This is a genomic window from Dactylosporangium sucinum, from assembly GCF_014647515.1.
Classification (GTDB): Bacteria; Actinomycetota; Actinomycetes; order Mycobacteriales; family Micromonosporaceae; genus Dactylosporangium; species Dactylosporangium sucinum.
Window position 1 is genome coordinate 48,737 of the sequence record NZ_BMPI01000006.1, and the last position, 23,738, is coordinate 72,474.

Consider the following 23,738-nt stretch of genomic DNA (forward strand, 5'->3'; position numbering starts at 1 on the left):
AAGGGCTTCTGCCGTGGCGATGAGTTCGCCTATGAAGCGTGAAAACGCGCTATGTCGAAATGCAATGTGGCTGCCTTCCACCCCAACCAGGCCCACGCATGGTGTATAGTGAAGTCACTACACCATGTAGGAGGCTCACCAATCATGGCCGATCAGGCGGCGCGGGAACGGGCGCTCGGGCTTGTGCTGGAGCTTGTCGTCCTGCTTGGGCAGGACATGAGCAAGCGGCTTGAGCAGGACCATCTCAGTGACAGCCGGGCCGGGGTGCTCTGGACCATCCGGCAACAGGGGCCCATGACGCAGCGGGAGCTGGCCGCCGCTCGGCACGTCACGCCGCGGAACGTCACCGGGCTCGTGGACGGGCTCGAGGCCGCCGGCCTGGTCCGGCGGACGCCGCACCCCACCGATCGGCGGGCCACGCTCGTCGAGCTCACCGGCGCCGGGACCGACATCGTCGAGCGATTAGAGCGGGAGCAGCTGGAGTTCACCACGCTGCTGTTCGACGGGATGCCGCAGGAGCAGTTCGAATCACTCACCCGAGGGCTGGACGAGATCGTCGGCAGGATCAAGGGGGCGCTGTGAGCAGGTGGTTGGCCTACGAGTCGCGGATGTGGCTCAGCCTGTACCGCTGGATTCGCCGTCAGGGGCCCAGTGGGTATACCTACATCAAGCCGCTCAACGCCGTGCTCTGGGCCTTCATCATCGTCTCCGCGGTGGAGACCGTTGCCCTGCACCTCATTCTGCCGTGGAAGATTGTGCGGATCATCGTCGATGTGTTGTCCGTCTACGGGCTGGTCTGGATGTTCGGGATTCTCGCCGGATACAAGGTCAATCCGCACACGATCGACGGCGACGGCATTCGGCTGCGGCAAGGGTTCTTCGTCGAGGAGTTCGTGCCCTGGGACGCGTTGAGCACGGCAAGGGTCGGCAAGCGATACCACTCCGAGAACAAGATGCGCCTCGTCGACGGGCAGACCGTTTCGCTGGTCGTGTCCGGGCAGACCAACGTCGAGTTGCACACCGCGGACGGCGGGCTCATTCGCTTCTACGCCGACGAGCCGGATGCGTTTGCAGCAGCGCTCGAGCGCGAGCTTCCCTTACGGCCGCCGTCAGGGTCGTGATGTCGTAGGCGCCGTAGTGGCGGCGGCCGTTGATGAAGAACGTCGGGGTGCCGCTCACGCCGCTCAGGTCGGCCGACTCCAGGTCCTGCGCGACCCGCGGCTCGTGGACGTGCCGCATCAGGTCCTCGTGGAAGCGCTCGGAGTCCAGGCCCAGCTGGTCCGCGTACCGCAACAGGTCGGCCGGCCGCAGCTCGTCCTGATGCGCCAGCAGCAGGTCGTGCATCGCCCAGAACCCGCCCTGCGCGGCGGCTGCCTCCGACGCCTCGGCGGCCAGCTGCGCAAGCGGGTGCACGTCACCGAGCGGGAGGTGGCGCCAGACGTACTGCAGGTCGGCGTCCGCCAGCAGCTCGCGGACGGCGGGTTCGGCCTGGCCGCAGTACGGGCACTGGAAGTCGCCGTACTCGACGACGGTCACCGACGCGGTCGCGGCGCCGCGGACGTGGTCGCGCTCCTCGTCGACCGCCGGGATGAGGTCGACCAGCTGCTCCACGTCGCCGAGGAGTGCTCGCGCGCGCCGGTGTTTCGGGAGGAGGGCGGTCATGCGATACACCAGCCACGTCAGCGTCGACGCGAGCACCGCGGCCGACAGGACGCCGATCTTGGCCTCGGCGAGCTCGTCCGGGCGGTCCTCGAACGCGAGGCTCGCGATCAGCAGGGCGACCGTGAACCCGATGCCGGCGATCGTGCCGCTGCCCAGCACGCCGGCCCAGCCGACCGCGGGGCGGATGCGGCCGCCGGACAGCGCCGAGACCAGCCAGGACGTGCCGGCCACGGCGATCGGCTTGCCGATGACATAGCCGGCGATGATTCCCAGGGTGATGGGCGAGGTGAATGCGCGGGCGAGAAATGATCCATCGATGGCGATGCCGGCGTTGGCCAGGCCGAAGAGCGGGACGATCAGGTAGCTGCTCCACGGGTGGTACAGGCGCTGGAGGCGGTCGTTCGGCGACAGCGTCTGCGTGAGGCCGAGGCTGGCGGTGCGGGCCAGCTCGGCCGTCGGCTGCTCGCGGAACAGCTTGAACAGGCCGCTCGCCGCTTCGAGGGCGGTCCGGGCGGGCGTGTACGCGGTGGCGGTCAGTCCGATCGCCAGGCCGGCCACGACGGGATCGACGCCGCTCTCCATCAGGCACAGCCAGAGCAGGATGCCGAGCGCGGCGTACGCGGCGGCGCGGCGCACGCCGAGCGCGCGCAGCCCCAGGATGCCGGCGAAGACGACGACCGCGAACAGCAGCGGCGTGAACGCGATCGCTTCGGAGTACGCCGTGGCGATGACGACCAGCGCTATCAGGTCATCGACGACGAACACTGTCAGGAGGAACACGCGGACCTGGTCGGGGACACCCCGGCCGAGCAGGGCGAGGAGGCCGAGGGCCAGCGCGGTGTCGGTCGACATGGCCACGCCCCAGCCGACGAGGCCCGCGCCGCCTGCATGACCGGCACCGGCGAACGCGTTGACGGCCAGGTAGATGGCGACCGGAATGATCATCCCCAGCACGCCGGCCAGGCCGGGCAGCAGGAAGCGGCGGCGGTCGCGCAGGTCGCCGAGGTCGAGCTCGCGGCGCGCCTCCAGGCCGACGACCAGGAAGAACAGGGTCATCAGGCCGCTGTTGACCCACGTGCGCAGGTCCAGCGCGAGCTCCGCGCCGCCCAGCCGGACGCTGAGCGTTGTGCTCCAGATCCGGTCGTACGAGCTGAGATCGACGTTCGCCCACACCAGCGCGACGACGATCGCCGCTACGAGCACGCCTGCGCTGCCGGCTTCGGTGCGCACGAATGCCCGCAACGGCGCCGTCACATCGCGTCGCCAGAGCGTTCGCCCAGTCGCCCCGTCGGCCACAGCGGCCCAGCCTATGCCGCAGCCGACGGGTTCACCTGGCGTTCTCGGTCACATCAAGCGTCAGAGCAAGCGTCACATCGAACGTCACATCGAGAGTGACATCAGGTCCCGGCAGGCCTGCTCGGCGCGCCGGCACATCTCGGCGCAGATCCGGCAGTGCTGGTGCATGGCCGCATGCTTGGTGCACTCGTCGGCGCAGGCCCGGCAGGCGGCGGCGCACGCCTCGAGCTGGGCCCGGATGACGGCGGCGTTCGCTCCCGTGTGCCTCGCGAGCATCCGCGCGGTCACGGCGCACACGTCCGCACAGTCGAGATCGAGACGGATGCATGTCGCCAGACGATCGACCATCTCCTCACCGAGGCACGCGTCGGCGCACGCGGTGCAGGTCTGGCCGCAGCTGGCGATGATGTCGATCGCGGTGGCGAGCGCGCTCCGGTCGACGTCGATGGGCTGTGGGTACGTTTCGAGCATCGGCATCGTGGTCGTCATGCCGGGCATCTACCCGCCTTCGGCGACCGTAAGCGGCCGGTAAGGGTCTGGCATCTGGCGACCCGGCCGGGCGATCGGTTCACTCGATGGCATGAGACGTCGTGCGCTGATCGGCGCCGCAGTGGTGCTCGCGGTGGCGCTGGGATTCGGGCTGTACTGGTTCGCGCCGTGGCGCCTGCTGACCAATACGACGGTCAACGATGCGTTGACATCGACGTCGGCGACGCCCGGGAGCCCGAACGCGGGCGGGAACGGCCAGACGAACGGCAACAACGGCGCTGGCGGGAGCACGGCCGCAGGCGGGAGCACGGCCGAAGTCGGAAACGGAGCCGCCGGCGAGGCAGGGGCCGCGGGGGCGAGCGCCGCCGGGGCGGGCGCCGCGCCCGCCCTGGTCGCCGAGGGGGCATTCGTCGCGCACGAGCACCACACGAGCGGTACCGCCCGGATCATCCGGTTCCCCGACGGCACCCACCGTCTGGAGATCGCCGGCCTCGACACCTCCGACGGCCCCGACCTGCGCGTCTGGCTGACCGACCAGCCCGTCACGAACGACTGGAGCGTCTTCGACGACGGGCGATGGCTGGAACTGGGCAAGCTCAAGGGCAACAAGGGCGACCAGACGTACGCGATCCCCGCCTCGACCGATCTCCAGCAGTACCGAAGCGTCACCATCTGGTGCAAACGCTTCTCGGTGTCGTTCGGCGCGGCCCCGCTGGCGGCGCCGGGGAGGTAGCGTCCCGCCATGGATCGCGATGAGATCCCGGCGGACTGGGCGCCCAACAGCAACAGCGGCGCCGGACCGGCGGCGAGGACGCTGGGCATGCTCACCGGCCTGGCGCTCGTCGGGCTGGCCCTGGCCGAGCTGATGTACCGGGACTCGTTCGGCTCGCCCGAGGGGTTCGCGACCCTCGTCACGGACCTGTTCCTCCACCTGATGGCGGTCGTGGCCTTCGTACTCGGGCTGGCCACGGCCGCCGTCGCCGGGTACCACCACCACGTCGAGCGGGCCCGCTGGGCGCTCGTGATCACCGTCGGCGCGCTGCTCACCGTCGCCGGCATCGTCACGTGGTGGATCGTGTGAACGCCGAACCGTAGGAACCGAACCGCACCCCGGAAGCTCTCGAAGGTGCGCGCGCCGGTGACGATGCTGGCCGCGTGGTTTCGCTGCGGTTGCGCCCCGTGTGGGGCAAGGTGATCGGGTCGTCGCGTCGTGACGTGCTGCGCACGATGCGCCTGATAGCCCTGGTCACGCTCGTGGCGATCAATCTGGCGTCGATGATCCAGGTCGGGACGCTCGACCGGCCGCCCGCAACGATCGCGAACGCGTGCGCGGCGTTGGCGTTCGTGACGATGCTGCGCGCGATCGAGTACGCGCGGCGGCGGCCGGTGCCGGTGTGGGTCGACGCCGCCGAATGCCTCGCGATGCTCGCCGTCGCGGTCGGGCTGGGCGACGAGCGCCCGCTGCTCGGACCGATCTTCCTGATGGTGCTGTACCGCGCGGCGACCAGCCCCGCCCTCCGCATGCTGCCGTTGGCGGCCGGCTACGTCGCGATGCTGATCGCCGCCACCGTCATCGAACCGCGCATCACCGTCTTCCCGGCCACGCTGGTGATGCTGGCCGTCGTCACCGTGATGGTCTCGTGCCTGCGCGCGCTGGTGCTGCGCGTCCAGGAGCAGCACCGCTCGCAGCGCGCGCTGCTCGACGCGGTACTGCGGAGACTGCCCTTCCCGGTCGTCGTCACCGACCCGGTCGGCGCCGTCATGATGGCCAACCCCGCCGCCGGCGACCTGCTCGGCTGGTCGCCCGGGTCCGGCACGCGCCTCGCCGACCTGCGGTTCGTCGGCCTCGACGGACGCCCGGTCGACCTCGCCGCCGTGGCCGGTGCCGAGGCGTCGGCGCTGGAGGTCCGGCTGCTGCGCCCCGGCGGTTCCAGCAGCGACATTCTGATCGAAACGGTACCGATGGGTGCCGAGGCCGACGGCGCCGGCACGGTGTTCGCCCTGCTCGACGTCAGCGCCCAGCGGTCGTACGAGGAGTCCCTGCACCACGCCGCGTACCACGACGCGCTCACCGGGCTGCCGAACCGGGCCATGCTCTGGCAGCATCTGAACGCTTCCGTCGAGCCGTACTCGGTGCTCCTCGTCGACCTCGACGACTTCAAGGCGATCAACGACACCCACGGGCACCGCGTCGGCGACGAGCTGCTCGCCGCGGTCGGCCACCGCCTGCGGGCGGCCGCCCACGGCCGCGCCGTCGTGGCCAGGCTGGGCGCCGACGAGTTCGCGGTGCTGTGCCCCGGCGCCGACCGCGCGGCGACGGAGCGCTCCGCGGCCGCCCTACTGGCGACGTTCGACCGCCCGTTCGACCTGTCGGGCAAGCGCGTGTTCGTGCGCGGCACCGTCGGATACGGCCTGTCGGCCGACGCCGCCGACCCGGACGAGGTGATGGCGGCGGCGGACGCGGCGATGCACCGCGGGAAGCCGCTGGCCCACCCGAGGGCCGCGTAGCCTCGACAGCGTGATTCGGGTGGTCATTGCCGACGACCAGGCCATGGTGCGGGACGGGCTGCGGCGGATCCTCCAGGCGGCCGGGGACGTCGAGGTGGTCGGGGAGGCCGGGGACGGGGTCGAGGCCGTGGCGGTCGTTCGTGAGCTGCGGCCCGACGTCGCGCTTGTCGACGTGCGGATGCCGCGCATGGACGGGCTCGCCGTCACCCGCGAGCTCGCCGGGTCGTCCACCCGGGTCGTCGTGGTGACCACGTTCGACCTCGACGAGTACGTGTACCCCGCGCTGCGGCTCGGGGCCTCCGGGTTCCTGCTCAAGCGGTCCGGGCCCGCGCTGCTCGTCGCCGCCGTGCGGGCGGCCGTCGACGGGGACAGCCTCATCAGCCCGGAGGTCACCGTCCGGCTGCTCAAGCACGTCACCGGGCCGCGGCCGCCGCGGGCCGCCCTCGTGGAGCCCCTGACGGAGCGTGAGCTGGAGGTGGCCGCGCACGTGGGGGCCGGGCGGACCAATGCGGAGATCGCCGCCGAGCTGTTCATCTCGGCCGGGACGGTCAAGACGCACGTCGCGGCCATCCAGCGCAAGCTCGCCGTGCGCAACCGGGTCGGGATCGCCGTCTGGGCCTGGGACAGCGGGAACGTCGCGCCGTGAAGCCGTGGCGGTGGGTCGCCGTGGGGCTCGCGGTCCTGGTCGGGCTGTGCGCGGTCCCGCTCACCGGGTTGGCCGGGATCCTGCCGGCGGTGGCCGGCGTCGGGGCGGTCGTCGCCCTGATCGTGCCGCAACTCGCGCTGCCCGCGGCGGTCCTGTCACTCGCCGTCGATGGCGCCTATCAGGGTCCGCCGCAGCCGCCGGGGCTGTGGATGCCCGTCGAGTTCACCGCGCTCGGCCTCCTGCTCGTGCTCGTCAGCCGCCGCGGCACCGTCCTGCAATCGATCCTCGTCGGTCTCGCCCTCACCCTGCTGCCGTTGCGGATGACGCTGCACGTGCCCCGCAACCGGTTCGACGGGTCCGTGCTGCTCGTCGCCGCCGCGTTCGCGGTCGCGGTCGCCTGCGCGGGCCTCGGGCTGTATCTCAGATACGGGGACGACAAGCGACGGCGGGCGGAGGGGGAGGCCCGCCGGGAGCAGCGGCTCGGGCTGGCCCGCGACCTGCACGACCTCGTCGCGCACGAGGTCACCGCGATCGTCGTGCAGGCGCAGGCCGCGCAGCTCGAGCGCCGCGAGGACGCCGACAACGCCACCTACAGCAGGATCGAGGAGGCCGGGCAGCGCGCCCTCGACGCCATGGACCGGCTGGTGCGCACGATGCGCGGGTACGGGCTCGCGGACATCCCCGGTGTCGTCGCCCGGTTCGACGCGAGCGGCCCCACCCGCGCGACCCTCGTCATGGACCCCGACGTGCGGATCGGCAGCGCCGCCGGTACCGCCGGGTATCACGTGGTCGTGGAGGCATTGACCAACGTGCGTCGGCACGCGCCGGACGCCGACACCGTCACCGTGACGCTCGATCGCGACGGGCGGCTCACGATCGTCGACAGCGGAAGCCCGCGAAAGGAAACGAGCAGAAACCTCCAATCGGAAACGAGCGAACGCCCCAACAAGGAGACGAGCCGCTCAAGAGTGGGTGGCAGCGGGCTGGCCGGGCTGCGCGAACGCGTGCCCGGGCTCGCCGCCGGGCCGTACCGGGGCGGGTGGCGCGTCACCTGCGATCTCTCCCGTTCGGCAGATGTGCCGGAGCGGCCGCCCGCCGACGCTTGAGCGCATGCTCGAACTGCTCGACATCACGAAGGTCTACAGGGGATCGAAGCGCGCCGTCGACGGCCTCACCCTGCGGCTCGGGCCGGGGCTGCTCGGCCTGCTCGGGCCGAACGGCGCCGGCAAGTCGTCGCTGCTGCGCATCGCGGCGACGGTCACCCGGCCGACCAGCGGCCAGGTCCGGTTCGAGGGCGCCGACGCGGTCGCCCGCCCGGGCGGGCTGCGCCGCGCGCTCGGCTACCTGCCGCAGGACTTCGGCATCTATCCGAACCTCAATGCGCGCGAGTTCCTCGGGTACCTCGCCGCGGTGAAGGGCCTGTCCGCCCGCTCGGCCCGCACGCGCATCGACGAACTGCTCGAACTGGTCAACCTCACGCACGCGGCGAAGCGCCCGCTCGGCGGCTACTCGGGCGGCATGCTGCGCCGGGTCGGCATCGCGCAGACGCTGCTGGCCGACCCGCGCGTCGTGATCGTCGACGAGCCGACCGCCGGCCTCGACCCGGAGGAGCGGGTCCGGTTCCGCAACCTGCTCAGCGACCTCGCCGCCGACCGGGTGGTGCTGCTGTCGACGCACATCGTGGCCGACGTCGAGTCGGTGGCGGGCCGGATCGCGGTGGTCAAGGACGGCCGGTTGCGGTTCGCCGGCACGCCCGACGAGCTGCTGCGCACGGTGGACGGTCACGTTTGGGAGGCGGTGGTACCGCCGGAGACCGAGGTCCGGTTCCTCACCACCCGGCGGATCCGGGTGCCCGGCGGCATCCGGGTGCGGATGCTCGCCACCGCGCCACCGCTGCCCGGCGCCGTGGCGGTCGCGCCGGACCTGGAGGACGCCTACCTGGCGGCGGTGCACCGATGAGCGCGGCACGGCCGGTGCGCGCGACGTCGCCAGGGCCCGCGACATCGCCAGGGCCCGCGACATCGCCAGGGCCTGCGGCGGCGCCAGGGCGCGTGACGTCGCCAGAGCGCGCGGCGTGGCCGGTGCGCGCGGCGTGGCCGGTGCGCGCGGCTTGGGGCCTGGCAGTCGCGGACTTCCGCGAGCGGACGCGGCGCCCGGGGTACCTCCTGATGCTCCTGTCGGCGATCGGCCTGGGCTGGCTCGCGGTGCCGGCCGCCGACGCCCACTGGGTGGTGCTCGACGCCGGCGGGCGGCGGGGCATCTACACCGGCGCGTACGTCGGGCTGGTCACGGCCCTGACCAGCGCGCTCTGGCTGACGTTCGTGGGCTTCTACCTCGTCCGGGACGCGGTCGCACGGGACGAGCGCACGGGCGTCGGCCACCTGCTGGCGTCGACACCGCTGCGCACACCCGTCTATCTCGCCGGCAAGTTCCTCGGCAACGTGCTGCTCCTGGCATCGATGGCCGCCACCCTCGCCGCGACGGCCCTCGCACTGCAGCAGCTGCGTGGCGAGGAACGGGCGCTCGACCTGCCCGGCCTGCTCACCCCGTACCTCTGCATCGCGCTGCCCATGCTGGCCGTGACCGCGGCGGCCGCCGTGCTGTTCGAAACGACGCCGGTCCTGCGCGGCGGCCTGGGCAACAGCCTGTGGTTCTTCGTGTGGATGGTCGGCGCGGTGGGCGGCCAGTCCCCGTCGGCCCCGCTCGGCGGCGTCGGCCTGCCGCACCTGCCGACCCTGTCGGGCGGCGGGTTCAGCCTGGGACTGACCTATGTGGACACTCCGTTGCAGACGTTCGAGTGGCCCGGCCTTCCTGCGCAGCCGGCGTACATCGGAGGCCGCGCGATCGTGTTCGTTCTCGCCGTCGCCGTTGCGCTTCTGCCGGCGCTGTGGTTCCACCGCTTCGACCGCCCGGTGTCGTCCCGCGCCGGTGACGTCCCGGCGCCGCACGCTGTCTACCGCGGACTCCCGCGGACGCCGCCGTCGTACGGGTTCGGCTTCCTGCGGCTGTTCGCGGGCGAACTGCGCATCCTGCTGCAGGGCACGCCCTGGTGGTGGTGGCTGGGCGCGGCGGTGCTGTTCTGGCTGCCCCTCGCCGTGCCGCCCGGGGTGGCGCTGGCCGCGATCTGGGTCTGGCCGATCCTGCTCTGGTCGCGGCTGGGCACCCGGACGACGACGTTCCTGGCGGCGTACCCGTCCCCGCACGCCCGCCTGCTCGCCTCCTGGGCGGCGGGGGCCGCGCTGACGGCCGCCCTCGGCGCGCTGGCGTCCTGGCAGCTGCCGCTGCCGTTCGCGGCGTCGTCGCTGTTCGTCCCGGCGCTGGCGCTGCTGCTCGGCGCGCTGACCGGCACGGCCCGGACGTTCCAGGCGCTGTACACGATCTGGTGGTACCTGATCATCAACGACGTCGTATCGCTGAACTTCATGACCGGCGGCCTGCCGCCGTGGCTGGTCGGGTCAGCCGCCCTGGGCTGTCTCGTCACGGTCCTGTCCGTGACCGCCGTCCGCCACGCCCGCCGCTAGGGAGTTGACGACGGACCGGCTCGTGGCCGCAGCGCGAACGACCTCCCGCCGCGCGAGCCGGTCCTCCGCCCGAGGGGTGCGTCGGGGCGTGGACGACCGGCGCTGACGCTTCGTGACCGGCGGCCCGCCGCCGTGGCTGGCCGGGTCGGCCACCCGGGCTGCCCGGCCACGGTCCGCACTGTGACCGCCGTCCGCCGACAGGGCCTTCACGGCTTCGAGGCCGTCCTTGAGGCCCCCGCCGGTGAGCCCCCGGTACATCTTGATCGCCTGGACCCGGTAGCCGGCCCGATCGAGCGTGCGGACCGACTCGATGCTCGGCGGCAGGGTCTCCCAGAGCGGGCGTTCGCGCTCGTGGCGCGGCCAGAAGGTGTCGCGCCACGTCGCTCCGGACGCCTTGCGCAGGACCCAGCACATGACGAGCCCGGCGCCGAAGGTGGCCGCCGCCTCGCCGGCGGAGATCCTTCCGGGGATGAGGCCGAGGACCGCGATCGCCGCCGCGCCGATCCGGAACTGGTGGGCGAACACGCGAAGTCCCGGCCGGTCCACGAGGCGAGTATCACCCCGGCGGTGCGGGGGCGGGAGCCCGTGGAAGCCGGGAGGCTGGACGGCGTGGACGACAGGACGTTCGCGGCGCTGGTCGCCGAGCAGGCGGGGCTGGCCAAGGAGGAGGCCCTGGACCTCATCCGGGCCACGCTCGAGCAGCTCGGCGGGCAGCTCAGCGGCGGCGAGAGCCGGGAGCTGGCGCTCGACCTGCCCATCGAGCTGGCCGGGCACGTGACCCAGCACGACGGGCAGGCCCACCCCGAGCCGCTGCGGAACTTCACCCGGCACCTGCGCGAGCGCACCGGGCTCAACCAGGACGAGGTCACCCGCGGGCTGCGGGTCGTCCTCGCGACGCTCAGCGGGCTGCCGGACAGCGCGCGGGTGCAGCACGCGCTGGGCCAGCTGCCCGCCGAGTACCGCGAGCTCGCCCGAACGGGCGCCTAGGGGAGCAGCGCCTGGTTGGCCGAGAACAGGTTCGTCGGGTCGTAGGAGCGCTTGACCCGCAGCAGGCGGTCGCGGTCCGGCTGCGACCAGTTGGCCAGCAGCGCCTCGTGGACCGCGCTGCCCGAGAAGTTGATCAGCCCGCCCGGCACCGTGTCCGCGGCCGCCGCGGCCACGATGTCGGCGCTCACCGCGTCGACCACCGGGGCCAGCTCGGGGACGCCGAGGCCGATGACGAACAGCGAGTACGCGGCACCGCGGCCGCTCACCGCGTTGGGGACGGCGGCCGGGCGGGACAGGGCGCCGCCCATCAGCCGCAGCTCGACCATGATGACCGGGATGTCGGCGACCTGCGGGCCGGCGACCTCCAGCAGGCGGTCGATCGTCTCGGCGGACAGGTCACCGAGCAGGGCGCCCCGCTCGCGGCTCGGCATCGGGTCGACCGGGTCCTGGTGGACGGCGTCGATGGCCTGGTACGGCAGCTCGCCGACGGCGTCGATGACGGCCGGGGCCACCGCCCGCATCGGGGCCAGCAGCTCGGCACCCTCCTCGGCCGTCCCGAGGTGGGCGAAGCGCAGGTGCACCACGTACGCGCCGCGCAGCGGCTCGGGCAGCTGCGGCAGCGGGGGCAGGCGCAGCGCGGCGATCGACGTGCTCGTGCGCTCGGGCAGGGTCGGGGCCCACTCGCGGTACGCGTGCAGGACCTCGGCGGCGTGGGTCGCCGGGAAGTAGATCCCGCCGCCGTAGATCGACGCCACCTCGAACAGGCCGAACTCGATGGCGGTGACGATGCCGAAGTTGCCCTTGCCGCCGCGGACCGCCCAGAAGAGGTCGCTCTCGCGGTCGGCGTCGATCGTGCGGACCGCGCCGTCGGCGGTGACGATCTCGACCGAGCGGACGTGGTCGGCGGCGAAGCCGTACGCGCGGCCGAGCGGGCCCAGGCCGCCGCCGAGCGTGTAGCCGACCACGCCGACGTTCGAGGACGAGCCGTTGAGCGGGGCCAGGCCGTGCGGCGTGGTCGCCTCGATCACCTGCGCCCAGCGCACGCCGGCGCCGACGCGGGCGGTGCGGGTGGCCGGGTCGACGCTCAGCTCCTGCATGCGGGTGGTGGAGACGAGCACGCAGCTCTCGGCCGGGCGTACCGCGCCGTGGCCGGTCGCCTGGACCGCGACGGCGAGCCCGTGCCGGCCGGCCCAGCGGACCGCGGCGGCCACGTCGGCGGCGCTGGTCGCGCCGACGACGACGAGCGGCTGGTGTTGGTGGGCGACGTTCCAGGCGAACGTCTCGGCGGGGTACCCCTCGTCGCCCGGCACGAACACCGGGCCGGCGACGGCGGCGGTCAGGTCGTCTATCGAAATGTCGGAAATCGTCATCGAAGAACTGCCCTAGAACAGAGGCTCCCGGGGCGGGGGCCGTGCAGGAGTCACTCTGCGGGGCACCACTTGTGGGCAACTAGGTCATGACTTAAGCCGTCATGCGCGCGACTTGAGCCCGGCTCGCGGCCACCAGGTGGGCGATGCCGACCCGGGTGTGCTCGGCCAGGGCCGCCGTCGCGTGCTCGAGCGCCGCGGGATCGCCGAGCCGGGCCGCCAGCTCGGCCAGCACGAAGTGCAGCGTGCCCCACGTCGCGCAGCCGCTCCCGACCGAGGACCACTGGTCGGCGAACGGCAGGATCTCGTCGTACAACTCCCGCGGGTCCGGCGTCCCCAGCCGGGCCGCCACCAGGCCCCACTGGAACGCGATGAAGCTCCAGCACCAGAGGTGGTCCCGCGCGGTACCCCAGCGGCCGACCAACTCGCGGGCCAGGTCCTCGTCGCCGGACTCGCAGGCCGCCAGCACCGCGGTCGGGCGCAGGAGCTCCAGGAGCGGCTCGTCGGCCCAGCGCACCAGCTCGTCGCGCAGGTCCCCCGGCCGGCCCTCGAAGCGCCGGCTGGTGTGCAGCATGGCGAGGCGGATCCACTGCGTGCCCCAGAGGCTGGTGTGCTCCTGCAGCGCGAACGCCTCGCCGACCAGCCGCTCCGCGGTGGCCCAGTCGCCGGCGTTGATGGCGCGGCCGGCCCGCGCGTACCTGACCTGCGCGCCCAGCACCGGGGTGCGGATCTCCTCGGCCAGCCGGACGCACCGGGCGAGGTCGGCGTCGAACCCGGCGAGGTCGCCGGCGATCGTCCGCGACATCATGCGGTGCACGAGTGCGGTCACCTCGACGGTCGGCGTGAGCGAGTCGATGGCGAGCAGCTCGTCGACGACCGCGCGGCGCGGCGCCTCCCGCTGCGGCACCCAGGCGGCGACCCAGTAGTTGTTCAGCGTGCGGACCAGCAGGTCGGGGTCGCCGCTCCCGCGGGCCAGGGCGACGGCCCGGGCCGCGTGCTCCTCGCCTTCGGGACGGTCGGGGCTGTAGTACAACTCGACCGCGAGCGTGCCGAGCAGCACCGCGCGCCGCCGGTCGTCCGCCGGGTCGAGCCGGCCGAGCTGGGCGCGCAGGATGCCGATCATGCGCTCGTCGACACCGAGGTACGGGCGCCAGGTCCAGAGGGTGACGCCGCCGAACAGGGTGGCCGCGTCCATCGCCAGCTCGTCGTCGCCGAGCTGGGTGGCCACGGTGAGCGCCTCGTCGAGGACGGCCCGCGTGCCGGCCACGTCACCGGCGGCGCGGCGGGCGACGCCGAGCTGGACGAGCAGCCGGCCACGGTCCCGGCTGGCGCCGGGCCGGGTCGCGCCGAGCGCCGTCTCCAGGTAGCGCGCGGCCTCGTCGTAGGCGAGCTGGGCCATCGCCAGCTCGGCGGCGCGGCGGGCGTGCCGCACGGCCCGGTCGGCGACGCCGAGCGGCGCGGCCATCGTGAAGTGGTGGACGAGCAGCGGCAGCAGGGCCGGGTCCTCGGCGCGTTCGAGGGCCTCGCCGACCTGCTTGTGCAGCCGGGCCCGCTGCAGGCGGCTGAGCCCGCCGTAGACGGTGTCGCGCACGATCGCGTGCGAGAAGCGGTAGTCCCACGTCCCCGGCACCTCGGTGAGCAGCCCGGCGGCGACGGCCGGCTCCAGCGCCTCCAGCACCGCCTCGTTGGGCCGGTCGGTGCTCGCCTCGAGCACGAGCAGGCTCACGTCGCGGCCGATCACGGCGGCGGCGTGCAACAGGACCTGGGTGTCGTCGGGCAGCCGGGACACCCGGCGGGAGATGACGTCCCGGACGCTCTCGGGCACGCCGGTGTCCACGACGGCCTGCGCCGAGCCCCAGCCGCCGGGGTGCTCGCTGGCCAGCAGCCGCAGGAGTTCCTTGAGATAGAAGGGGTTTCCGCCGGTACGTTCGAGCAGGGCCTCGACCACGTCGGCGCCCGGCCGGCCGCCGAGGTAGTCGGCGATGTCGGCGGCGGTGAACGACCCGAGCCGCAGCCGCTCCGCCCCGCGCTCGTTGGCGAGGAGCGCGAGCGCCTCGCGCAGCGCCGGGTCGGCGTCGCCGGCCTCCGGCCGCAGCGTGGCGAGCAGCAGGATCGGCAGCCGGTGCAGGGCCGGCGCGAGGTGCGCGAGCAGCTGCAGCGACGAGGCGTCGGCGACGTGCAGGTCGTCGACGACGACGAGCAGCGGCCGCTCGCCGGCGGCCTCCCGCAGCGTCTCGGCCACGGCCTCGTGCAGGTGGAACAGGCCGGCGTCGGGGTCCTCCCGGCGCCACTCGCTGTCGCCCCGCCCGGCGAGCACGTCGCGCAGGTGCCGGCGCTCCGGGGTGTCCGGCAGCGCGCGCAGGACCTGCGCCCACGGCCAGAACGCGGGCGTGGCCCCGGCCTCGACGCACCGGCTCCAGGCGGTGGCGAGCCCGTGCCGCTCGGCGGTGGCGGCGGCCCACTCGGCCAGCAGGCTCTTCCCGACGCCGGCTTCGCCGACGACGAGCAGGACGCCGCCGCGCCCGGCGCCGGCCTGGGCGATGCGGTCGGCGACGTGCTGCTCCTCGGCCGCCCGGCCGACGAGCGGCTCGACGCCGGCGGCCTCGCCCACGAACGTTGCTCCGCGGGCGGCCGACGGCCCTCCTGTGAGCGCTGCTCGGTGGTTGGCCGACGGCCCGCCTGCGGGCGCTGCTCGGTGCGTGGCCGACGGCCTTCCCGCGAGCGATTCCCGGTGCGTGGCGGACGGCCCTCCCGCGAACGCTTCGCCGCGGGCAGCCGTGCGCTCGGCCTGGCCTCCCGCGAGCGGTCCCGCGCCTGCGGCCACCCGCTGCGCCGCACCCCCCGCGGCCTCGTCGCCTCGGCCGCCGTCGCCCGATGTTCCCGATTTTTCGGAAATGTCGGGCACTCCGTGAGTGGTTCGGTCGCGGTGAGCGGGATCGTGGAGAGCGAGGGCCGGAACGTACGAGCCGCCGACGGGGTCGAGGTCGGGGTCCTGGCGGAGGATGGCCGCCTCCAGCGCCTGGAGGTGCGGCCCGGGCGGGAGGCCCAGCTCGTCGTCCAGGACCTCGCGGGCCCGGCGGTAGGCGGCCAGCGCGTCCGCCTGCCGGCCGGCGCGGTACAGCGCGATCATCAGCTGGCCCCAGGCCCGTTCGCGGAACGGGTGGCGCTCCAGCAGGCCCTGGGCCGAGGCCGCGGCGCCGGCCGGGCGACCCGTGGCCAGCTGGACCTCGATGAGCTCCTCGACCGCGCTGTCGCGCAGCTCGGTCAGCTGCGCCGCCGGCGCGACCGCGAACTCCTCGTCGGCGAAGTCGGCGAACGGCGCGCCGCGCCACTCCCCCAGCGCCGCGGTCAGGGAACGCTCCGCAAGGTCGTAGGCACCGGCGCGCAGGTCGGCGCGGGCCGCCTCGACGGCCGCGGCGAAGCGCACGGCGTCGACCTGGGACGGCGCCACGGCGAGCGCATAGCCCGGGTCGCGGGTGACGAGCACGGCGGGCGGGGTGCGCGGCGGGCGGTCGGGTTCGAGCACCCGGCGTAGCTGGGAGACGTACGCCTGCAGGGTGCCCGTCGCGCTCGACGGCGCCTCGCCGGCCCACAGCCCGTGGACGATCCGGTCCAGCGACACCACCCGGCCGGGATCCACCAGCAGCAACGCCAGGACGGCGCGCTGCTTGCGGGCGCCGAGGTCGAGCGGCTCGCCGGTCGGCGTCCGTACCTCAAGCGGTCCGAGGATCCGGAAGTCGAGCCGCGTCACGGCCGCAACCATATCGGCAGTTCAGCGCGATCTCTGTCAGGTATGAGCGAACCTGCCGGGAGCGCCGCCGGACGGCGCCCCCGGCGCGCCGGCTACGGGGTGACGTCGGCGCTGTCGATCGCCACGTTCCAGCCGGAGCTGGCCGCGTTCTTCGTTCCGGTCACCCGGATGCGCAGCGTGTGCGACCCGGCCGCCAGCGCCGGGCTGGTCCACACCACGCCCGACGCGTTGCGGCTCGCGGCGTAGTTGTCGACGAGGACCTCGGCCCCGCCGTCCAGCGACAGGGCCATGATCTGCTGGTCGGCGTCGCGGACGGCGTGCAGCGCGACGCGGGTGCCCGTGAACGTGAATGTCGCCGCGGCGCCCGCGGTGAAGCTCCAGTTCGCCGTGCCGCCGTACATGTCGGGGACGCCGGTCGTGAGGCCCCAGTTGGCGCCGTAGGCGAAGCCCGGCCCGGTGCCGTCGACCGTCTGGACCGCCGCCCGGGTCACGTCGGCGCGGTCGAGCGCGATGTTCGTGCCGGAACTCGCCGGATTGCGCTGCCCGGTGTTGACGATGGTGAGCGAATGCGCACCGTTGGACAACACCGGGCTCGTCCACACCACGCCGGACGCGTTGCGGGACGGGGCGTAGTTGTCGACGGTGGACGGTGCGCCGCCGTCGACGGCGACCGTCATCCGCCCCTGGTCCACGTCGCGGACCGCGCGCAGCGCGACCTGCGTGCCGGTGAAGCGGAACGTGGCGGTCGCGCCGCCGACGAAGCTCCAGTTGGCGGTGCCGGCGTACATGTCGGGCACGCCGGTGGTCAGGCCCCAGTTGGCGCCGTAGGTGAAGTCGGGGCTGTTCGCGTCGACGACCAGCGGGCCGCCGGTGTCGCCGGCGTCGAGCGGGGCGCCGAGCGTGACCGTGTAGGCGTCGGTGCCCGACTGGATGGTGACCGGCACGTTCAGCGCGCCGTTCGTCACCGGCAGGTCGGCGCTGGCGACGACGATCGGGCCGGGCAGCGGCGACTGGTTGGGGATCCGCTGCACGGTGACCCGGACGCGGCCGTTGGTGACGAAGTCGGTGACGCCGGTGAAGGCGACGGTCGTCGTGCCCGTCTGGCCGTTCTGGTTGCCGATCAGCGCGACCGCCCGGCCGGCCGCCAAGTCGATCGTCGCGGCGACGGCCATGCCGTTGCCGTTGGTGGTGGTGACGACGTTGCCGGTCATCTGGGCGTACGCGCGGTACACCCACCACTGGCCGGTCGGCTGGCCGTTCCACAGCACCGAGTCGAGCGTGCCGGCGACGCAGCAGTCCGACCAGATGGCGTGGGCGGCGGCCGAGACGTCGGAGACCGCGAGCCGGTCGAGGAACCAGGCGAGGTACCCCGGATGCTGCTGCTGCGAGAAGAGGTACTCGTCGATCGTGAGCGGCAGTTGCGCGACCCCGCGCGCGGTCAGGATCGCCTTGGCGTCGGCCGCGTCGGCCGCCGGGTCGTTGCCGAAGTGCCAGTTGAGCACGTTCGGCAGGGTGCCGTCGGCCTTCGTGCGGGCGACCCAGGCGTCGAGCCAGCCGTGGTTGTAGCCGGAGTACGACGGCCCGACGATCACCGCCTGCGGGTCGAGCCGCCGGATCTCGGTCACCGCGGTGTTCCACATCTGGTAGTACTGCGCGCTGTTGACGCCGCGCGGCCAGAACCCGGTGCCGTCCGGCTCGTTCCAGATGTCGTACCGCACGCGAACCCCCGACGCCCGCACGTCCGTGACGAGCCGGGTGATGAACGAGCGCCAGTTCGTGCAGTCGCCGTTGTCGCACGGGTACACGGTGTTCGCCGGCTGCTCGGTGTCGGCGCCCCAGACGTCGGAGACGAGCAGGTGGTAGGTGGCGTTGTAGGGCGCGGCGGTGACCCGGCGGGCCTGGGCGACCGCCGAGTTCAGCCGCACCTGGTAGCCGCTGCCGGCGGCGTAGCCGTCGCCGATCCAGCCGTGGCCGGCGATGCGCGCCCCGCCGCCGCGGAACAGCGTGGGGCGCAGCGGCTGCAGGAGGCTGTCGGCGGGTCCGGAACCGTCCTGCGACAGGCCGTACAGGAAACCGGCGCCGGCCCGGGTCGGGACCTTTCCTCGTTGCGCGAGGTTGACCGAGACGGTGGTGTCGGCGGCCGAGGCCGCGGTGGGTGCCAGCGCGACGGCGGCGCCGGCGATGAGCAGGGCGGCCATGAGCAGGCGGCCTGGCGGGGCTGCGCGATGCATCATTCCTCCGGTTCGGCGATGGGGAGTCGGGCGTCGTCCCGCAGGAACAGCGGGACGCTGGTCAGCGGCGCGTCGACGGTGACGCGGGTGCCGCCTTCGTACGTGGTGCCGGAATCGGTGTGGGTCCAGGCCGCGCCGGCCGGGAGGTAGACCTCGCGGCGCTGCGCACCGGCCTGTACTACGGGCGCGACGATGAGGTCGCGGCCGAAGAGGAACTCGTCGTCGGCGTCCCAGGCGGCCGGGTCGCCGGGGAACTCCAGCAGCAGCGGCCGCATGAGCGGGAGTCCGCTCGTCTCGCCGCCGCGCAGCTGTTCGTGCAGATATGGACGAAGCCGTTCGCGCAGCCGCATCACCGCCGTGATCGCCGCGTAGGCGTCGGGGCCGAACGACCAGACCTCGTTGGGGCCGCCGGCCACGCCGACGCCTGCCCGGCCGGTGCGCGGCTCCCGGTGGCCGTGCAGCCGGAACAGCGGGCAGAACGCGCCGAACTGGAACCAGCGCACGACCAGCTCGCGGAACGCCGGGTCGTCGGGGTCGCCGCCGTGGAAGCCGCCGATGTCGGTCGTCCACCAGGGCAGGCCGCTCAGCGCCACGTTGAGCCCGGCCCGCACCGAGGCGGCCAGGGCGTCGAACGTGGCCGGGATGTCGCCGGACCACAGCGCCGCCCCGTACCGCTGCGAGCCCGCCCACGCCGAGCGCACCAGCGACAGCGCTTCGGTCTCGCCCTGTGCGCGAAGGTGCTCGAACACGCCGCGGGCGTGCTCGCGCGGGTACAGGTTGGCGACCTCGCTGCCCGGGCCGGCCGCGTAGCTCAGGTTGTGCGGGTGGCCGGGGCGCATCTCCGGTTCGCAGGCGTCGAGCCAGAACGCGCGGATGCCCGCCCGGTAGTAGTTGTCGTGCAGGCGCTCCCACAGGAAGTCGCGAGCGCGCGGGTCGGTGGCGTCGTAGAAGGCGACACCGATGGCGGCGTCGTCGCCGGCCGCGGTACCGGCGACCAGATCCGGCCACTCGGCGTGCGCCGGCGCGCCGGCGTCGGTCGCGACGAGCATCCCGGCGTCGCGCATCGGCGCGTGGTTGGGCGAGAGCGGGCTGACCGACGGCCAGACGGACACGGCCAGCTCGACGCCGTTCTCCCGCAGGGTCTTGGCCATCGCGCGCGGGTCCGGCCAGTCGTCGGGGTTCCAGTCCCAGTCGCCGAGGTGCCGCCAGTGCAGGTAGTCGACGACGATGACGGACAGCGGCAGCCCGCGCCGGACGTGTTCGCCGGCGACGGCGAGGAGCTCCTCCTGCGTGCGGTACCGCAGCTTGCTCTGCCAGAAGCCGGACGCCCATGCGGGCAGGCGCGGCGCGTGCCCGGTCGCGTCGGCGTAGTGCCGCAGGATGTCGGCCGGCGTGCCGGTGGTGAGCCAGTAGTCGAGCTGGCGCGCACGGTCGGCCACCCAGCGGGTGCCGTTGACCGCGAACTCGACGCGGCCGACGGCGGGGCTGTTCCACAGCAGGCCGTAGCCGCGGCTGGAGACCGCGAACGGGATGGTGACCTCGCCGTTGCGCTGCTGGAGCTCCAGCACCATGCCCTTCTGGTCGAAGCGGCCGTGCCCGTGCTGGCCGAGGCCGTGGACGCGCTCGCCGTCGTGGGCGGCGAAGCGTTGTTCGATCCGGTACGTCCCGTCGCCGGCCGCCTGGAAGTGGCGGGGCCCGGGCCACCAGAAGTGGGCCGGCGCCTCCCGCAGCAACTCCTCCCCCGTGTCGGTGCGGGTGGCCTTGATCAGGCCGTCGTCGACGGTCACCGTCAGTCGCCCGTTGACGAGCGTGGTCTGCTCCACGACCGCATCCACGGCGGCGGGTGGCAGCAGCGCGCCGGGCAGGTCGTCGCGGATGGCGTGCAGGCCGGCGCGGACGCGGACACTGTCCTCGCCCCAGGGCTCGACGACGAGGATCTGGTGGCCCTGGCGGTGGACGAGTCGGTTGGTCAACTGTGCTCCTAGTCCTTGACGCTGCCGGAGGTGATGCCGGCGGCGACGTAGCGCTGCGCGACGACGAGCAGCACGGCGACGGGCACCGACGCGATGACCCCGGTGGCCATCACGCTGTTCCAGTCGCTGAGGTGCGCGCCGATGAACCGGTAGATGCCGACGGTGATCGGGGCGAACTCGTCGCGGGTCGTGAGCGTGACCGCGAACAGAAAGTCGGCCCAGGTGAACAGGAACGAGAAGAGGGCGGCCGTGATCACCGCGTTGCGGCTCACCGGCAGGATGACGGCGACGAGCGTGCGCAGGTGCGACGCGCCGTCCAGCGCGGCCGCCTCGCGGATCTCCGGCGGTACCGTCCGCATGAACGCGTGCAGGATGAGCACCGCGAACGGCACGCAGAGCGTGGAGTCGGCGAGGATCAGGCCGAGCGGCGAGTTCAGCAGGTAGAGGCGGTTGGCGGCCACGTAGAACGCGTTGGCCATCACGATGCCGGGGATCATCTGGGCGACCAGCAGGGCGAACAGCAGCGTCCGCCGGCCGGGCACGTCCAGCTGGGCCAGGCCGTAGGCGGCCGGCACGGCGACGAGGAGGGTGACCGCCACCGTGCCGAGCGCGATGTACAGGCTGGTGAGCAGGTGCCCGCCCTGGCTCGACAGGGCGTTGCGGTAGCCGTCGAACGTGCCGTGGACCGGCAGCCAGGTCGGCGTGGGGCGGACCAGTTCGGTCGAGGGCAGCAGGGAGGCGTTGAGCATCCAGTACAGCGGGAAGAGCATGATCGCGATCAGCGTGACGCCGGCGACGGTTCTTCTCATCCGGACCGCCGCTCGGTGCGCAGGTAGACCGCGGCGAACACGACCGCGACGACGATCAGGACGTTGCCCACCGCCGCGCCGTGCCCGAACGCGAGCTGCTGAAACGACAGGTCGTACGCGTACGTGGTGAGCGTTTGTGACGAGTCCGCCGGTCCGCCCTGCGTGAGCACCATGATCACGTCGAAGACCTTCAGCGTGTAGATCAGGCCCAGCGTGAGCACGACGGCGGTGACCGGGCGCAGGAGCGGCAGCGTGATCCGGCGGAACCGCTGCCAGCCGCCCGCGCCGTCCAGCTCGGCGGCCTCGTAGAGGTGGCCGGGGATGGCCTGCAGCCCGCCGTACAGGATCACCGTGTTGAACGGGATCCCGACCCAGATGTTCACCAGGGTGACCGCGATGAGCGCCCAGTCGGTGCTGGCCAGCCAGGGCACCGGCTGGTCGACCAGGTGCAGCTGGAGCAGCGTCTGGTTGAGCACGCCGGAGTCGGTCTCCAGGATCCAGCGCCAGGCGGTGCCGGAGACGACCAGCGGCAGCAGCCACGGCACGAGCAGCAGCGCGCGCAGCACGCCGTTGAGCGGGAACTTCCGCTGGAAGAACACCGCCAGCGCGAGGCCGATGCCGAACTGGAACAGCAGCGAGCCGGCGGTGAACAGCAGCGTGTTGACGACGGTGCCGGCGAACGCCGGGCTGTGGAGCACCTCGCGGTAGTTCCGCAGCCCGACGAACGGCGCGACCCCGGTGTAGAACGACGAGACCGTGTAGTCCAGGAACCCCATCCGCACGTTGGTGACGAGCGGATAGACGTAGAACGCGAGCACGTAGATCCACACGGGGACGACGAACATTGCGCGTTTCATGCCGCCTCCGCTGCACTGCGGCGGCAGGTGACGACCGGACGCTCGCTCAGCTTCATTTGACGGCGGCCTGGGCTGCCTTCAGCGCCTCTTCGGGGGACTTGCCGCCGGCCAGGCAGGCCTGGATGGCGTTGAACAGCGCCTCGCTCACCTTCGGGTACCCGGTGCCGAGCTCGGCCGTGCGCGCCTGCGCCGTGGCGACCTCCTCGACGAACGCCTTCAGCTGCGGGTTGCTGCTCGCGAGCTGCTGCGCGGCGGCCTGGTTGCTCGGGATGTAGCCGGCGTTCGTCGACCACTCCAGGCTCTTGTCCTGGCCGAGCAGGCACTTGAGCACGGCGAGCGCCTTCTTCTCGCGCTCCGGGTTGCTCTTGCCGACCGTCCACACCTCACCGCCGAGCGGCGTCACCGGCTTGGCGTTCGCGTTCGGGATCGGGATGGGGACGATGCCGAACTTCAGGTCGGACTTCTTGTTGAGCGTCGGCAGCTGCCAGGGGCCGTTGACCATCATCGCCGCGTTGCCCGCCATGAACTGGTCGTTGACGTCCGCCTGGGTCCAGGTGACGACGGACTTGGAGGCGGCCTTGGCGTCGACCAGGTCCTTCCACAGGGTCAGGGCCTTGATCGCGGCGGGCGAGTCGAGCTGCTTGAGGCTGGCGCCGGCGGTCCAGAAGAACGGCTCGAACTGGAAGCTGCCCTCCTCGGTGCCGACCGCCGAGAACGCGATGCCGTAACGGGTGCCCTGCGTGAGCTGCTTGGCCGCGGCGGTCAGCTCGTCCCAGGTCTTCGGCGGGGTGAGGCCGGCCTGCTGGAAGAGGGTTTCGTTGTAGTACAGCGCGAGGCCGTTGACGCCCGGCGCGATGCCGTAGGTCTGGCCCTGGTACTGGCCGGCGTTGACGATCGACGGGTACAGGCCCTCGGTGCTCAGGCCGGTGAGCGGGACCAGCCCGCCGGTGGCGGCCAGCTGGGGCAGGTCGGGGTTGTCGATGAGGGCGAGGTCCGGTACCGCCTTGGCCGACGCCTGCTGGAGCAGCTTGGGCATGAACTGGGTGCGCGGGACCTGCTGGTGCTGCACCTTGACGCCGGCCTCGGCGCCGCACGCGTCGAGGAGCTTCGGCAGCTGGGTGTTCTGCGGGGCGGCCTCGTAGTAGTCGATCTCGGTGAGAGTGTCGTCGCTGGTGGCGCCGCCTCCGCCCGCGCCGTCACCGCAGGCGGAGAGGGCCAGCGCGGCGGCGGCGAGGGCCGCGGCGAGGGCGCGACGTTTCACGTGAACCATAGTCGATACCTTTCGAACTGATTCGACAATCGGCGGACTGCGCGAGGGGTTGCGGTGGGGCGCGGAGGTGGGAGACGGGACCGCGCGGCTCGGGGTGGTGCGGCGCGGAACGCGAGGGTGGGGAACGCCGGCACGGCACCGGGATGAGTGCGGCGGGCCGGTTGGAGCGCGGGCGAGGGTGGGCGGCTTGCGGTGCGGGCGGCCTGGGGTGCGACCGGCCTGGGGTGCGGGCGGCTTCTGGTGCGACCGGCTTGCGGTGCGGGCGGGCTTTGGCGGTGCGGGCGGGCTTTGGCGGTGCGGGCGGGCTTTGGCAGTGCGGGCGGGCTTTGGCAGTGCGGGCGGGCTTTGGCAGTGCGGGCGGTTAGTGGGGT

General features: G+C 73.0%; 20 protein-coding genes. 10 read left to right on the forward strand and 10 right to left on the reverse strand.

The annotated features are described in order from the left end of the window. Positions 1 to 144: 144 nt before the first annotated feature. Positions 145 to 582, forward strand: coding sequence for a MarR family winged helix-turn-helix transcriptional regulator (locus IEZ31_RS07405; protein ID WP_190249006.1), 438 nt, complete (start codon positions 145 to 147; stop codon positions 580 to 582). Next, positions 579 to 1,121: a hypothetical protein gene (locus IEZ31_RS07410; protein WP_190249007.1), complete on the forward strand. Its 543-nt coding sequence runs from the start codon at positions 579 to 581 to the stop codon at positions 1,119 to 1,121. The genes IEZ31_RS07405 and IEZ31_RS07410 overlap by 4 nt, the downstream gene beginning before the upstream one ends. Here IEZ31_RS07410 and nhaA read toward each other — a convergent pair. Then, on the reverse strand, positions 1,036 to 2,973 hold the full coding sequence (gene nhaA, locus IEZ31_RS07415; RefSeq protein ID WP_229834473.1) for a Na+/H+ antiporter NhaA: 1,938 nt from the start codon (positions 2,971 to 2,973) through the stop codon (positions 1,036 to 1,038). The two genes, IEZ31_RS07410 and nhaA, sit on opposite strands and share 86 nt — an antisense overlap. A gap of 69 nt (positions 2,974 to 3,042) precedes the next feature. Further along, on the reverse strand, positions 3,043 to 3,447 hold the full coding sequence (locus tag IEZ31_RS07420; RefSeq protein WP_190249009.1) for a four-helix bundle copper-binding protein: 405 nt from the start codon (positions 3,445 to 3,447) through the stop codon (positions 3,043 to 3,045). Between the two features lie 91 nt (positions 3,448 to 3,538). Between IEZ31_RS07420 and IEZ31_RS07425 the strand changes: the two genes are divergently transcribed. From IEZ31_RS07425 to IEZ31_RS07455, 7 genes are all read left to right on the forward strand, one after another. After that, positions 3,539 to 4,180, forward strand: coding sequence for a DM13 domain-containing protein (locus tag IEZ31_RS07425; protein ID WP_190249010.1), 642 nt, complete (start codon positions 3,539 to 3,541; stop codon positions 4,178 to 4,180). A 9-nt stretch (positions 4,181 to 4,189) separates the two neighbouring features. Next, complete coding sequence (locus IEZ31_RS07430) at positions 4,190 to 4,528, forward strand: hypothetical protein (protein ID WP_190249011.1); 339 nt, start codon at positions 4,190 to 4,192, stop codon at positions 4,526 to 4,528. Positions 4,529 to 4,602: 74 nt separating this feature from the next. Next, a complete protein-coding gene (locus IEZ31_RS07435; protein WP_190249012.1) occupies positions 4,603 to 5,955 on the forward strand; it encodes a diguanylate cyclase domain-containing protein in 1,353 nt (450 codons plus the stop codon). A 10-nt stretch (positions 5,956 to 5,965) separates the two neighbouring features. After that, complete coding sequence (locus IEZ31_RS07440; protein ID WP_229834410.1) at positions 5,966 to 6,601, forward strand: response regulator; 636 nt, start codon at positions 5,966 to 5,968, stop codon at positions 6,599 to 6,601. Further along, entirely contained in the window at positions 6,598 to 7,707 is a 1,110-nt protein-coding gene (locus IEZ31_RS07445) for a sensor histidine kinase (protein ID WP_190249013.1), read from the forward strand. Before IEZ31_RS07440 ends, IEZ31_RS07445 begins: the two co-directional genes overlap by 4 nt. 4 nt (positions 7,708 to 7,711) lie before the next feature. After that, positions 7,712 to 8,560 carry an ATP-binding cassette domain-containing protein gene (locus tag IEZ31_RS07450; protein ID WP_190249014.1) on the forward strand — a complete coding sequence of 283 codons (849 nt, stop codon included), beginning with the start codon at positions 7,712 to 7,714 and terminating at the stop codon, positions 8,558 to 8,560. Between the two features lie 92 nt (positions 8,561 to 8,652). Then, positions 8,653 to 10,122, forward strand: coding sequence for a hypothetical protein (locus IEZ31_RS07455; RefSeq protein ID WP_229834416.1), 1,470 nt, complete (start codon positions 8,653 to 8,655; stop codon positions 10,120 to 10,122). Here IEZ31_RS07455 and IEZ31_RS07460 read toward each other — a convergent pair. After that, on the reverse strand, positions 10,057 to 10,668 hold the full coding sequence (locus tag IEZ31_RS07460) for a hypothetical protein (protein WP_190249015.1): 612 nt from the start codon (positions 10,666 to 10,668) through the stop codon (positions 10,057 to 10,059). The two genes, IEZ31_RS07455 and IEZ31_RS07460, sit on opposite strands and share 66 nt — an antisense overlap. A gap of 63 nt (positions 10,669 to 10,731) precedes the next feature. Between IEZ31_RS07460 and IEZ31_RS07465 the strand changes: the two genes are divergently transcribed. Further along, positions 10,732 to 11,109 (forward strand): DUF2267 domain-containing protein, encoded by a 378-nt coding sequence (locus IEZ31_RS07465; protein WP_190249016.1) that lies wholly within the window; start codon positions 10,732 to 10,734, stop codon positions 11,107 to 11,109. Here the strand turns inward: IEZ31_RS07465 and IEZ31_RS07470 are convergent. From IEZ31_RS07470 to IEZ31_RS07500, 7 genes are all read right to left on the reverse strand, one after another. Next, positions 11,106 to 12,479 (reverse strand): FAD-binding oxidoreductase, encoded by a 1,374-nt coding sequence (locus tag IEZ31_RS07470; protein WP_190249017.1) that lies wholly within the window; start codon positions 12,477 to 12,479, stop codon positions 11,106 to 11,108. The genes IEZ31_RS07465 and IEZ31_RS07470 overlap by 4 nt on opposite strands. Before the next feature lie 91 nt (positions 12,480 to 12,570). Then, entirely contained in the window at positions 12,571 to 16,227 is a 3,657-nt protein-coding gene (locus IEZ31_RS07475; protein ID WP_190249018.1) for an ATP-binding protein, read from the reverse strand. Positions 16,228 to 16,319: 92 nt separating this feature from the next. Further along, a complete protein-coding gene (locus IEZ31_RS07480) occupies positions 16,320 to 18,458 on the reverse strand; it encodes a hypothetical protein (RefSeq protein ID WP_190249019.1) in 2,139 nt (712 codons plus the stop codon). Next, the gene (locus IEZ31_RS07485; protein WP_190249020.1) at positions 18,458 to 20,431 is read right to left on the reverse strand and encodes a glycoside hydrolase family 31 protein; all 1,974 of its coding nucleotides are present in this window, start codon (positions 20,429 to 20,431) and stop codon (positions 18,458 to 18,460) included. The genes IEZ31_RS07480 and IEZ31_RS07485 overlap by 1 nt, the downstream gene beginning before the upstream one ends. Positions 20,432 to 20,439: 8 nt before the next feature. After that, on the reverse strand, positions 20,440 to 21,240 hold the full coding sequence (locus IEZ31_RS07490) for a carbohydrate ABC transporter permease (RefSeq protein WP_190249021.1): 801 nt from the start codon (positions 21,238 to 21,240) through the stop codon (positions 20,440 to 20,442). Next, positions 21,237 to 22,097 (reverse strand): carbohydrate ABC transporter permease, encoded by an 861-nt coding sequence (locus IEZ31_RS07495; RefSeq protein ID WP_190249022.1) that lies wholly within the window; start codon positions 22,095 to 22,097, stop codon positions 21,237 to 21,239. The genes IEZ31_RS07490 and IEZ31_RS07495 overlap by 4 nt, the downstream gene beginning before the upstream one ends. A 52-nt stretch (positions 22,098 to 22,149) precedes the next feature. Then, a complete protein-coding gene (locus IEZ31_RS07500; protein ID WP_229834417.1) occupies positions 22,150 to 23,358 on the reverse strand; it encodes an ABC transporter substrate-binding protein in 1,209 nt (402 codons plus the stop codon). Positions 23,359 to 23,738 lie beyond the last annotated feature (380 nt).

What these genes read in the sequence shown, in the direction of transcription:
- IEZ31_RS07405 (WP_190249006.1), top strand. Translation starts at nt 145, where the DNA reads ATGGCCGATCAGGCGGCGCGGGAACGGGCGCTCGGGCTTGTGCTGGAG.
- IEZ31_RS07425 (WP_190249010.1), top strand. Translation starts at nt 3,539, where the DNA reads ATGAGACGTCGTGCGCTGATCGGCGCCGCAGTGGTGCTCGCGGTGGCG.
- IEZ31_RS07470 (WP_190249017.1), bottom strand. Translation starts at nt 12,479, where the DNA reads ATGACGATTTCCGACATTTCGATAGACGACCTGACCGCCGCCGTCGCC.
- IEZ31_RS07430 (WP_190249011.1), top strand. Translation starts at nt 4,190, where the DNA reads ATGGATCGCGATGAGATCCCGGCGGACTGGGCGCCCAACAGCAACAGC.
- IEZ31_RS07490 (WP_190249021.1), bottom strand. Translation starts at nt 21,240, where the DNA reads ATGAGAAGAACCGTCGCCGGCGTCACGCTGATCGCGATCATGCTCTTC.
- IEZ31_RS07420 (WP_190249009.1), bottom strand. Translation starts at nt 3,447, where the DNA reads ATGACGACCACGATGCCGATGCTCGAAACGTACCCACAGCCCATCGAC.
- IEZ31_RS07480 (WP_190249019.1), bottom strand. Translation starts at nt 18,458, where the DNA reads ATGCATCGCGCAGCCCCGCCAGGCCGCCTGCTCATGGCCGCCCTGCTC.
- IEZ31_RS07450 (WP_190249014.1), top strand. Translation starts at nt 7,712, where the DNA reads ATGCTCGAACTGCTCGACATCACGAAGGTCTACAGGGGATCGAAGCGC.
- IEZ31_RS07495 (WP_190249022.1), bottom strand. Translation starts at nt 22,097, where the DNA reads ATGAAACGCGCAATGTTCGTCGTCCCCGTGTGGATCTACGTGCTCGCG.